This is a genomic window from Streptomyces sp., assembly GCF_035645055.1.
Taxonomy (GTDB): domain Bacteria; phylum Actinomycetota; class Actinomycetes; order Streptomycetales; family Streptomycetaceae; genus Streptomyces.
Genome location: NZ_DASQNH010000054.1, coordinates 89,333 through 100,183, shown reverse-complemented (window position 1 = coordinate 100,183; position 10,851 = coordinate 89,333). Strand labels below are relative to the sequence as shown.

At 69.4% G+C, this 10,851-nt stretch carries 14 protein-coding genes and 1 tRNA gene; 12 read left to right on the top strand and 3 right to left on the bottom strand.

Annotation, left to right across the window (positions count from 1 at the left end):
• A partial coding sequence (locus VE614_RS18165) for a hypothetical protein (RefSeq protein WP_324937753.1) occupies positions 1-219 on the bottom strand: 219 nt, incomplete at its 3' end.
• A 188-nt stretch (positions 220-407) separates the two neighbouring features.
• Here VE614_RS18165 and VE614_RS18160 point away from each other — a divergent pair.
• The 5 genes from VE614_RS18160 (at position 408) to VE614_RS18140 (ending at position 3,868) form a co-directional block, all read left to right on the top strand.
• A complete protein-coding gene (locus tag VE614_RS18160; RefSeq protein ID WP_324937752.1) occupies positions 408-890 on the top strand; it encodes a DUF2975 domain-containing protein in 483 nt (160 codons plus the stop codon).
• Positions 890-1,156: a helix-turn-helix transcriptional regulator gene (locus tag VE614_RS18155; RefSeq protein WP_324937750.1), complete on the top strand. Its 267-nt coding sequence runs from the start codon at positions 890-892 to the stop codon at positions 1,154-1,156. Before VE614_RS18160 ends, VE614_RS18155 begins: the two co-directional genes overlap by 1 nt.
• Positions 1,157-1,894: 738 nt before the next feature.
• A complete protein-coding gene (locus VE614_RS18150) occupies positions 1,895-2,659 on the top strand; it encodes a hypothetical protein (protein ID WP_324937748.1) in 765 nt (254 codons plus the stop codon).
• Positions 2,656-3,024 carry a transcriptional regulator gene (locus VE614_RS18145; protein WP_324937746.1) on the top strand — a complete coding sequence of 123 codons (369 nt, stop codon included), beginning with the start codon at positions 2,656-2,658 and terminating at the stop codon, positions 3,022-3,024. The genes VE614_RS18150 and VE614_RS18145 overlap by 4 nt, the downstream gene beginning before the upstream one ends.
• Positions 3,025-3,514: 490 nt before the next feature.
• Positions 3,515-3,868 (top strand): hypothetical protein, encoded by a 354-nt coding sequence (locus VE614_RS18140; RefSeq protein ID WP_324937744.1) that lies wholly within the window; start codon positions 3,515-3,517, stop codon positions 3,866-3,868.
• Positions 3,869-3,933: 65 nt separating this feature from the next.
• On the opposite strand, the gene VE614_RS18135 is transcribed toward VE614_RS18140, so the two are convergent.
• A complete protein-coding gene (locus VE614_RS18135; protein ID WP_324937742.1) occupies positions 3,934-4,305 on the bottom strand; it encodes a hypothetical protein in 372 nt (123 codons plus the stop codon).
• Between the two features lie 266 nt (positions 4,306-4,571).
• Here VE614_RS18135 and VE614_RS18130 point away from each other — a divergent pair, with 266 nt between their 5' ends.
• The 5 genes from VE614_RS18130 (at position 4,572) to VE614_RS18110 (ending at position 8,961) form a co-directional block, all read left to right on the top strand.
• Entirely contained in the window at positions 4,572-4,928 is a 357-nt protein-coding gene (locus tag VE614_RS18130) for a hypothetical protein (protein ID WP_324937740.1), read from the top strand.
• Positions 4,921-5,706 (top strand): hypothetical protein, encoded by a 786-nt coding sequence (locus VE614_RS18125; protein WP_324937738.1) that lies wholly within the window; start codon positions 4,921-4,923, stop codon positions 5,704-5,706. The genes VE614_RS18130 and VE614_RS18125 overlap by 8 nt, the downstream gene beginning before the upstream one ends.
• A 93-nt stretch (positions 5,707-5,799) precedes the next feature.
• Positions 5,800-6,543: an ABC transporter permease gene (locus VE614_RS18120; protein WP_324937736.1), complete on the top strand. Its 744-nt coding sequence runs from the start codon at positions 5,800-5,802 to the stop codon at positions 6,541-6,543.
• Between the two features lie 392 nt (positions 6,544-6,935).
• A complete protein-coding gene (locus tag VE614_RS18115) occupies positions 6,936-8,279 on the top strand; it encodes a TrkH family potassium uptake protein (protein WP_324937734.1) in 1,344 nt (447 codons plus the stop codon).
• On the top strand, positions 8,272-8,961 hold the full coding sequence (locus tag VE614_RS18110; protein WP_324937732.1) for a TrkA family potassium uptake protein: 690 nt from the start codon (positions 8,272-8,274) through the stop codon (positions 8,959-8,961). The genes VE614_RS18115 and VE614_RS18110 overlap by 8 nt, the downstream gene beginning before the upstream one ends.
• A gap of 280 nt (positions 8,962-9,241) precedes the next feature.
• Here VE614_RS18110 and VE614_RS18105 read toward each other — a convergent pair.
• Positions 9,242-9,315, bottom strand: a tRNA-Arg gene (locus tag VE614_RS18105).
• A 514-nt stretch (positions 9,316-9,829) separates the two neighbouring features.
• Here VE614_RS18105 and VE614_RS18100 point away from each other — a divergent pair.
• Entirely contained in the window at positions 9,830-10,318 is a 489-nt protein-coding gene (locus VE614_RS18100) for a hypothetical protein (RefSeq protein WP_324937730.1), read from the top strand.
• A 223-nt stretch (positions 10,319-10,541) separates the two neighbouring features.
• Positions 10,542-10,850: a hypothetical protein gene (locus tag VE614_RS18095; protein WP_324937728.1), complete on the top strand. Its 309-nt coding sequence runs from the start codon at positions 10,542-10,544 to the stop codon at positions 10,848-10,850.
• Position 10,851 lies beyond the last annotated feature (1 nt).

Genomic DNA, 10,851 nt, shown 5'->3' with positions numbered 1-10,851 from the left:
GTGATCAAAGTGCTGACCTGCAGGGACGTTCACGCGGGAGTGGCTTCGGGGCGCCTGCGGGCTGGCGCGGGGCGGGGTCCGCGAGTGGGCGGTGCGGGCGGCCTGGGCCGTACCGGTGGGGTTGCTGCCCTCCTCGCTGTGGCGGGGCACAGTTGCGTTCGCAGCGGCCCGTGCGGCCGCCGGGCGCGTGTACATGCTGGTGCGGGGCTGCCCGGTCATGGCGCTCATGGGTGACTGCGCGGGCGGAGGAGGGCAGCGATGCACGACTCGGCCCTCGGCTCGGCGCGCAGCCGTTCACGTATTCCGCGACGGTCTCTGATGTCCTCTTGCCGTCACCTATCGTTTTTCGATAGATTCACATCGAAGAACGATAGGGTAGGGAACATCGTGAAGGAGGAGGGAAGGCGATGGGAAGACTGACGGTGCTGGCACTGCGCGCCGTGCTCGTGGGGCTGCTCGCCGGTTCGGTGTTCGTGCAGGGGGTGATGGTGCCGCTGCTGGCCGCCGACCTGAGTGACTTCGGTCTGCGCACCCCGGTCATCGTGATCGTGCTCCTGGGCGTGGTGACCGCCCAGGTGGTCCTGGTCTGCGTATGGCGGCTGGTGACGATGGTGCGGCGCGGGACGGTCTTCTCTCACGGCGCCTTCCGCTACGTCCACACGGTGATCGGCGCGATGACGGCCGCCGCGCTCCTGGTGTTCGCACTCGGTGTCGTCCTGGCCCCGGGCGAGGCGGTGGCCCCGGGCGTCGTGCTGTTGATCGGCGGAGTCGGCGTGGCGGTCCTGGGCGTGGCGCTCATCGTGCTCGTCCTGCGCATGCTGCTGGCCCAGGCCGTGGACCGTGACGCCGAGGCGGCCCGGATGCGGGCCGAACTCGCCGAGGTGATCTGATGCCGATCGTCGTCGACATCGACGTCATGCTCGCCCGCCGCAAGATGTCCGTGGGCGAACTCGCGGAACGCGTCGGCATCACCCCCGCCAACCTGGCCGTCCTGAAGAACGGCCGCGCCAAGGCGGTCCGCTTCACGACCCTGGCAGCCCTCTGTGAGGTCCTCGGCTGCCAGCCGGGGGACTTGCTGCGGTGGGAGCCGGAGGGGACGGCCGCGGCAGCGGAGTCCGGGGGGCCGGCGGCCACGGAGGAGCCGGTGGACGCATAGCCGCCCGCCCTGCCGCCCGCGGGTGGTGCACATACGCGCCCCCCACTTTTCCTTGCCGCCACGACCAATTCCCGGGGCCGGGAGGGGCAGGCAACGGCGAGCGCAAGGAGAGCGTTCGCGTCCCGCATCGACGACCCGCACCGGCACCCGCAGCCGCACCGGCACCCGCAGCCGCAGCCGCACTGGCACCCGCACCAGCACCCGGCAGCGGCCACAGCTGCTGCCCCGCGGGCCATGGTGGGACCGGGCCGTCCGGACCGCCCCCATCGGCGACTGGACGGCCCACTGGAACGCGGCGAGCGCATCGGCCCCCGAGGCGCTGGGCCGCATCAAGTCGGCTGGACCGAAGCGGCACGCTACGCGGGCGCCGCCGATCCGGAGGCGTACGGAGAGCGCGTACGCCGCAAACTCAAGCGCCTCGCGCCCGCCACACCGCGCGCGCCCGCGCGACCACGGCCACGGCCACGAGGCAGGGCGCCCGTACGCACGGCCAGGGCGCCCGTACGCACGGCCAGGAGAAGGGAGCCGAGCCATGACCCTGATCACCACTGGAAATTCCTCTTGACCGCCATGTACTTTGCATCGCAAAGTTAAGCGGCGACGGGCGACCACCCGGCGCGCACACAGGCGTCCGGCTGCCAGCCCCGCCAACCGCCGATCACAGGGGGAGACATGGGAACATCCGCATCGAACGGCGCGGCATCCGAACCCAGGGCGGAAGCCGCCGCCTTGCTGGCCGTGACGGCAGGCCTCCGGGCCAGGGCCCGCACCCAGACGAACGGCGCGTGGACGATCCTCCTCGGCTTCGGGCTCCTCGCGCTGGCGGCCGCCCCGGTCGCCCGCTACGCCTTCAACTTCGGAGCCCACGGGCGCTACATCGCGTCCTATCCCGCCTTCGCCTACGCCGAGCTGTCCGGCCTGTGCGTCGTCCACGAACCGGGAACTCCGTGCCTGGAGGGCGAGTTCGACGGCGCGGTCCTGCGCTTCACGGCCTGGGGCGTATGGTTCGCGCTGCTCCCCCTCGCATGGTTCTTCTTCGCCCGCTGGTACCGCCTGCGGGGTGAGGCCCGGGGCATCGTCCCCCGGCGCGGAGTGTGGGTCCGTACGGCCGCCGCAGCCACCGCGGTGATCACCGCGGCCCTGGCCGCGTTCCTGTTCGGCAGGAACCAGCCGTGGGAGGCCGTACTGCTGGAGAACAGGTACGCATCCCCCTGGTACGTGGTCGGCATCGGTCTCCTCGCCCTCGGCATCGCCGAACGCAGCTGGATCGCCGCAGCGGCCGGCGCCGCTCACGCCCTGCTGCTCACCGGGTACCTGGGAGCCTCATGGGGCACCGGCTGGCTCCCCTGGCAGCACCCCGTCGACCCCGGCTGGACCGACGGCCCGCAGGCCAAGGCGCTCCTGCTCGCCGCCGTCCTGCTCCTCGCCGGCCTGGGCGAGTGGACGGTGGCCCGCCGCCGGGGCACGCCTGATGTCACCGGCCCGGCTACGGTCGTCTCATGACCGTCGACGACTCGACCGCCTCGCGGGACGACCAGGAGGGACCGCACCCCACCCAGGCCCTGGACGACACCGTCCACCAGCGGGTGCGACTCGGCGTCCTCACCATCGCCCGCGAAGCCGACCGGGTCGATTTCGGCTTCCTGAAGAAGCAACTGGCCGTCACGGACGGGAATCTCTCCCGGCACCTGAAGGTGCTGGAGGACTCGGGACTGATCACCGTGGAAAAGGGCTACGCCGGCCGGCGCCCCCGCACGTGGGTCACCCTCACCCGCGAAGGCGCGCAGGCCCTGGACACCGAACTCCGCGCCCTGCGCGCACTCGTGCAACGCCTGGAAGCCCCCCGTCCCGCGCCCCCTGGCGAGTGATCACCACTCCTCCGCGACGGCGGGCCGCCCGCCTTGTCCCGGACCCGGAGGCCAGGGCCCGGACCCGGAGGCCAGGGCCCGGACCCTGCTCGGTCGGGGCCCTTTTCACCGGCGCCTCCGGCAGGATGACGCCCCCTCCGCGTGCCGGAGTCCGCGGGCTAGGTACCCCCTCTTGATGGCAGCCCCGGTCCGAACAACCCCTGCCTCCTGACGGGAGCTTGGGGGTTGTTCGCATTCGGCCTCACCTGCGGAAACGTCGTGATCGTTCAGGCGATTTCCAGGCGACGGGGTCGCGCAGCGAGGGTGCATTGAGGGTGTAGCCACCCCGTGGCCAAACGGGGAGCCCGTGCCACGAGAAAGGCCCCGGACCCTCCCCGACCTGGGAGCTCCGGGGCCTTTGCCCTGTTCAACGCTTGGCGCTCGTAGAGTCGCACCATCCAGCTCGATGGAGGGGAAAAATGACGGCGCGCAGCGGGGAGGGGAAGGGCGGATGGTCGAATCCGTACTCGATGTGATCGAAGATGTGGTTCCGCTGCTGCTGGGCTCGCTGATCGCATGGCTGGGGTGGGATGTCTGGCGGAGGCCCGACGAGGCCCCTGCTCTCATGGCGGGTGGCGTCCCGGCATGGGTGGTGCGCTGCTGGGCTGCCGGGTTCCTGCTGTTGGGAATCGCTGTCGCGGGTCTCGGCGGGTTCGGTCTGGCTGGCCACGAGGAGTTCCGCCCGCTCGGCCTTGCCCGCATGGCGGGCGGAGGGCTCGTGGCGCTCTCGATGGCGGTGGCGGCCGGGTTCCGGTGGCGGAAGCGCCGTACCGTGCCGCGCCCGCCGGCAGCCGAAGGCGGTTGAACGCGAGAAGTCACGGTGTCAGAGCCACGGCCGCTCGGCCGGCGGGGTTGTGACGGGGATGGCGATCAGTCTCGGGAGCCGTCGGCGAAGCGTGCCGGCACAGAGATTCCCTCGTGAGGACGGGCGGCGTGCCTCCGGTTGAGCCAGTCGAGGAGGCCGGCACCGCCCTGCAGGCCCATGGCCAGGAACATCAGGGCCGGGACGGTGGCGGTCAGGAGGAAATCGGCGTCTTCGCCCGGTGTCCCCGACAGCCGGAACACCGGGTGGGCCAGGGCTGCGACGTACAGGACCAGCAGCGAGACACCCTGAACCTGAATCCGTGCCCGTGACCAGCGGCGGCTTGTCCACCGGGGAGCCCAGCCGCACAGCGCGGCGATGCCGAAGGGCAGCACAGTCGTCGTGAACAGCGCTATCCAGCACCAGAGGAAGGTCTTCACAGCGGCTCCTGTCGTCGGACCGAGACACTAGAGGCGCAGTCCGGCAGTTTCGATGCCGGTCTCCGGCAATGAACCGGCGATCACGCGGCCGGCCTGTGACCTGGACGGCATGCGGCGGACTCCGGTGTGCTGGGGGCTGGTCGAGAGTGCAGGTGGCACGCCGGAACGCGCGCCTTCCGGCGCAATTGCTGAGGCCCGGCAGACAAGTCGATGTCGCAGCGCGAAGGTTCAAGGGCGTCGGCGGAAGGGCGGAGAGGGTGGAGACGGTGGGCGGGGCGAAGGCGGTCTCGTGGGGCGAGACGGCACTGGTGCTGATGGGGTGCTGGGCGCTTTGTGCTCTGGGCTATGGCGTCGTGTGGCTGCTGGATGACCCGACACTTCCGGCCGCCGCTCCCGCAGTGATGGCGTTGGGCCACTGGTTCTGGCGGCGGCACCGGTCCTGGCCGGCAGCTGCTCTGGCGGCCGTCGCGGGGGCCGCCGTGCTGTTCTGGCTCCTCGACAGCCTCCGTCCGCGGCTGGACCGGATCACCGCCGACGCGCTGTCCACGGGAGCGGGCGTCCTGGCCGCCCTGGTGGTCTTCACCGTGGTGTCACGGGCATGTACCGGACTCCGGCATGGCTGACGGCCGTGACCGCTTCCGGCTGCCGGCCTCTCCCGCTGCCGTGCGTCGGCGTGCCGTCCGGCACCGGGCGTGGGGCCTGTGCTCCGCGCTGGCCGGACTCGTGATGCTGCTGCTCGCGGGAGCGGGCCTGGCTGCCGTGCCGGAGCTGATGGACGACGAGCAGGCGTTCAACACCGCGGTGCCGTGCGGCCCCGAGGCCGTTGCCGGCGCCGACTGCCTGCGTCCGGTCGAGGCGACCGTCGTGCGCACAGTGATCCGCGACGAGGTCAAGTACGAGGAGTTCACACTGCGGCTGACCGGCCCGCGGGAGGTTCCTCATGAGCTGGACATGGGGCATTCAGACCCGCTGCTCAAGCGCCTGCACCAGGGTGACCGCGTGACGGTCACCATGTGGCGGGACTATGCCACCGCGGTCAGCAGGGACGGTGTGACGCAGGAGTCCGCCGACACACCGGTCGGCGAGCCGCAATTCGTCATGGCTCTGATGCTGGCGCTGCTCTCAGGCGGGGCCTACGCCCTGTACGCGGGCGCCGCCGCAGTGGTGCGAGCCCGCCACTACGCGGAACGGGGACTGCCCGCCTCCTTGGCCACGATCGGCAAGCAGGCGTTCGGAGCGGCGCTCTGCGCCCTCCCCACTGTGGTCATCGGTGACTTCGCGGGCCCGCTGGTCGCGGTGACGGCGTGGCTGGCGATGCTCCCTCTGGTCCGTCTGGTCGTAAGGCGGCTGGAACGCAGGGGCAGGGGACGCCATGCCGCCCCACCCGCGGGCGTTTGGTGAGGACGCCGCTGGCCCTGCGGAACGGGCACGGCGAGGCGGTACGGCCGTGAAGAGAACACGCCGGCGGTCCGAGATCACGTCCGTGGTCGCGTGGTGGGCGCTTCTCACCGCCGCAGCCTCGCCGGCTGCGCGCTGGGGACCGCAGCCGTCGGCATGATGTACGCGAGCACCTCCCCCTCACAGCGCGGCAACACGGCAAGCCTCCCCGAGGCCATGCGCGAGGCCCTGCACATCGACGCCACCGCCGCCGGCTACCTGCACGCCAGCGTCTTCGGTGTGATCCTCCCGCTGCTCGCCATGATCTACGGGGTGGCCACAGGCTCCCGCGCCATCGCGAGCGACGAGGAATCCGGACAGCTCGACCTGCTTCTGGCCCACCCGCTGATCCGGACCCGGCTGGCGTTGCAGCGCTTCGGGGCACTCGCCATCGGAGCAGTGACGATCTCCCTCCTCGTCTGGCTGGCCCTGCTCGCCATCCGCGACAGCGCTCAGCTCACCAGCATCACGCCCACCGAGTTCCTCGCCCAGTGCCTCAACCTGGCCCTGCTCGCCATCACCTTCGGAGCTCTCGCCCTCGGCATCGGCGCCGCCGGAGGCCGCCGGGCCGTCGTCCTGGCCACCAGCGCGGTCATCGGCGTCCTCGCCTACACCGCCAACACGTTCGCCGCGCAGATCGGCGCGGACTGGATCGCGTACCTGTCCCCGTTCCACTACTACATCGACGGCGAACCCCTGAAGAACGGCTTCCAGTGGGCCGACGCGACCGCACTCGTCGGCATCACCGCCGTCATCGTCAGCGCGAGCACATTTCGCTTCAACCGCCGGGACCTCGGCTGACGCCAGCCGGGCACGGTTCCGCTGCCCGGGGCTTCAGGGTCGGTAGATCATCTCGATGAGGAATGCGCCGATCAGGACCCATGCTGCCAATCCGAGCAGCCACATCTGGCCGGTGGAGGCACCAACGGCGACCACCGAGGTGAGTGTCACACCGTAAACGATGCGTCGATACCTCGGTCAGCTTCCGAGCCCTTCATGCGGCGGGCCCCGTGCGGCATGTCAACAGGTAAGCGATGCAGTTTCGAGTGGCGTCGGTTGAGGGGCGCAGGCGGGGCATAAGGAAAACTGCAGGCGCGACAGGGGGCACCCGCGGTGAGGTTCGGGCGAGTGGCTGGCTATCGTCGTCCAGTGCGAATGATCGAGAGGAGCCCCGTGCTCACCGCGGACTCCCCGTGGTGAGGCCGAAGTGGCCGCGCCCACGGCATCCGGCGCAGTTCGTGGTGGCCGGGTTCGCCACGGCGATCCTGGTCGGCACCGGGCTTCTGATGCTCCCGGTCGCCAAGGCCGGCCCCGGCGGCGCGACCCTGCTGGAGGCGCTGTTCACCTCCACCTCGGCCGTGTGTGTCACAGGGCTGGTCGTCGTGGACACCCCCACCTATTGGACCGGATTCGGTCAGACCGTGATCCTCGGCCTGATCCAGCTCGGCGGCCTGGGAATCATGACCTTCGCCACTCTGCTCGGTCTGCTGATCTCCCACCGGATGGGCTTGCGCGCCCGCCTGACAGCGGCAGCCGAGACTAAGACCCTGGGGCTGGGCGAGGTCAGCTCTGTCGTCTTCGGCGTGGTCAAGGTCAGCCTGCTGCTCGAAGCCATCACCGCTCTGGTGCTGACCCTGCGCTTCGGCATGGGCTACGACACGCCGTGGCCACGGGCGCTGTGGCTGGGCGTCTTCCATGCCGTGTCCGCGTTCAACAACGCCGGGTTCGCCCTGTACTCCGACAGCCTCATGGGGTTCGTCACCGACCCGTGGATCTGCCTGCCGATCGCACTCGCGGTCATCGCCGGTGGCCTGGGCTTCCCCGTCCTGTTCGAGCTCCGCCGCCGCTGGCGCAGGCCATGGGACTGGTCGCTGCACACCAAGATCGTCGTCTGGGCGAGCGGGATCTTCCTGGTCGGCGGCAGCGTCTTCATCACCGCGATCGAGTGGACCAACCCGGCCACCCTGGGCCCGCTCGACACCCCAGGCAAGCTACTGGCCGGCTTCTTCCAGGGCGTGATGCCCCGCACCGCCGGATTCAACAGCGTCGACACCGGCCAGATGAACCCGGCGAGCTGGCTGGGCATGGACGTGCTGATGTTCGTCGGCGGAGCCAGCGCCGGCACCGCGGGCGGCATCAAGGTGACCACCTTCGCGGTGCTGTTCTTCGTCATATACGCCGAGGTACGGGGCGAAGGCGCGGTGAACATCTTCCACCGGCGCCTGCACGGCGACACCCAGCGCCAGGCCCTGACCGTGGTGCTCCTGTCGGTGGCCGCCGTGGTCAGCTCAACGGTGGTCTTCATGGTCTTCACCGACATCAACCTCGATCGCTCCCTCTTCGAGGTCATCTCGGCCTTCGCCACCGTCGGCCTGTCCACCGGCATCACCGCCGACCTGCCCGCGACAGAACAGATTCTGCTGACCGCGCTGATGTTCATCGGCAGGCTCGGCCCGATCACCGTGGCCTCCGCCCTCGCCCTGCGCCAGCGCATCCGCATGTACGACCTGCCCGAGGAGCGACCCGTCATTGGCTAGGAACCGCAGCCCCAAAACCCGCCGCATCGCCCGCAAGGACTCCGTCGCGGTCATCGGCCTGGGCCGCTTCGGACGCGCCCTGGCCCTGGAGCTCGTCGACGAGGACACCGAAGTCCTCGGCATCGACGAGGACCCGGAAGTCGTCCAGATGATGTCCGGCTCCCTGACCCACGTCGTACGCGCCGACTCCACCAAAGAGAGCGTCCTGCGCCAGTTGGCCGTCCACGAGTTCAACCGTGCCGTTGTTGCCATCGGTACCGACCTGGAGGCGAGCATCCTGACCGCCTCCTTGCTGGTCTCCTTCGGGATTCAGGACGTCTGGGCCAAAGCGATCAGTGAAGCCCACGGTCGTATCCTCACCCAGCTCGGCGTCCAGCACGTCGTCTACCCCGAGCACGACATGGGCCAGCGCGTCGCCCACCTCGTACGCGGCCGGATGCTCGACTACATCGAATTCGAAGACGACTTCGCCATGGTCAAGACCACCCCACCCGCCGACATCGTCGGCAAACGCCTCGCCGAGAGCACCGTACGCACCCGATACGGCATCACCGTTGTCGCCATCAAACGCCCAGGCCAGGACTTCACCTACGCCACCGCCGACACCGTGGTCGAAGACCACGACACCATCATCGTCGCCGGACGCACCCGCCAGACCGAGCGCTTCAGCGAACTCCAGTAGCCGGTCCCCAGTGCGAACTTGTGGGGCGTGTGGTCGTTGCCGACCACGCGGGTGACGTATCGGTTGCGCTGGTGACCGGCGTTGAGCAGGCCGCGCATCTCCTCGTTTTTCTCCGCCCGACGAGGCGGAGAAGTCCCTGCCGGATGGTGCTGATCCGTCGGGAGCAATATCGGGGCCTGGCGACCCGTCCGCTCACGCAAACGGCCTCGGACGAGGAGTCCGAGGCCGAGTAGAACGCCTCCCTGGGGGAGAAACCCCAGGTCAGCGGCTTAGCGTGTTGTGCCCCCGGCAGGATTCGAACCTGCGACACCCGCTTTAGGAGAGGGATCGAATCCTTGCCGGGGGATGCCTGGCGCTGCCGTGTGATGCTGTTCTGCCTGATCAGCGCCACACGGTACAGGGGGGTGCGCCAGTCTGTGACGGCCAGTCCCACAACGTCCGCTCACGCATCGCTCACGCATGTGGGACGTTCTCACCTGCGGCGGAGTGTCTCTGGTTAGCTGTCGGACGTGCGCCCCTGTAGGGTCTCGCCGTCCGTGGCCAAGCGCGTGCCCGTGACCTGCTGGCCTTGCGGCTGTCTCATGCCGTGGCCGAACTCATCAGTCTCATGACTGCGTCGGATCCCCGTTTCGGATGGTTGCCCAGGCGGCACCGTCACCCTTGTGGGTGGTCGGCCTTGATACTGGTGGGCTCGCCTATTCAACTGTGGCCAGTTCCTCGTATGCCCCACCATGCCGGTGACCGTGTGCGATCGCCAGCCGGTATCGGCTCCAGGTTCCGCCGCACTGCTGGACCGGAAAAACTCCTCGCAGAGATGGCCCGTTGAGGGGCTGGTGGCAGCCATACTTCCCGTGGAACATGCGGATGCATGGGGAATAGCGAACGCCGTCAGCCGTGGCCCAGCTTCGTGGCCTTCGTCCATAGCGCCGAGGGCGATGTCGTCGAGGCGTCCCTGACTCCACGAAAGGGCTGGACGTACACCAAGGTCCGCCTGACGACGAACCTGGCCGCGCTCAACATAGTTCTCGACCGTCTGAAAGCCGGAGAAGGCGTACGCGTAACGGTTCCTGATCCGCCCACGCCACCCCGCCAGATCGTGATCACGAGGAGCACCAACCGGGGCGCCCTTGTAGCCGGGTCGCAGAAGGGTAAGGGCAGGCAGTCGCTGATCGAGCTGGTGACGTCCGCGGTGGAGAGGCACCCAGAGACCAAGGCCGGCCGAGAGGCTGAAGAGGCGGCGAAGCGTCGCGAGGCGGAGCGGCAGCAATCGGCGCACGGACGGCAGGACGAACGTACCCCCTCGGTCAGTCTGCGTACGGTTTCCGGTGGTCTGCCGACCTTGGGGCGCCGTAGGTGACGGGGGCCGGTTTTCTGGTGGACTCGTCGCGAGTCCACCAGTATCAGCCCCCTATCCGCGTCGATCACGCTGGAGGCCAGGAGGCTGGCCGAGACGCCCGCGCCCGAGGGGGATGAGCAGCGCACATCCCAGCAGCAGAAGCAGCAGGGCTCAGTCTGGAAGACAGACTTCTTCTTGCCTCGTTCTTCCTCATCTGGCCTCGCCGCTGCGACAGACTGCCGCCATGAACTATCAGGAAGCCCGCGAGGAATTGGCCGAGGCGGTCGCCGACATCAAGTACACGGCCCTGCGCGTCGACGGCCACCTATGGTCGGAAATGGGCACCCCGGACCTGACACTGGCGCTGGAGGACCTGCGGCGCTCGACCGCGCCGGACGAGCAGGAGGGCATGGCTCGGCGTGTGTCGGAGGCATTCGTCGTGCACCCCGGCCAGCTGTACGCGCACGGGATCGACAACCTCTCGTTCGGCACCGCGATTCTCTCGCTGCGGCTGGCGCTGGCCCACCTGGACGCCGTCCAGCGCCCGGAGTAGA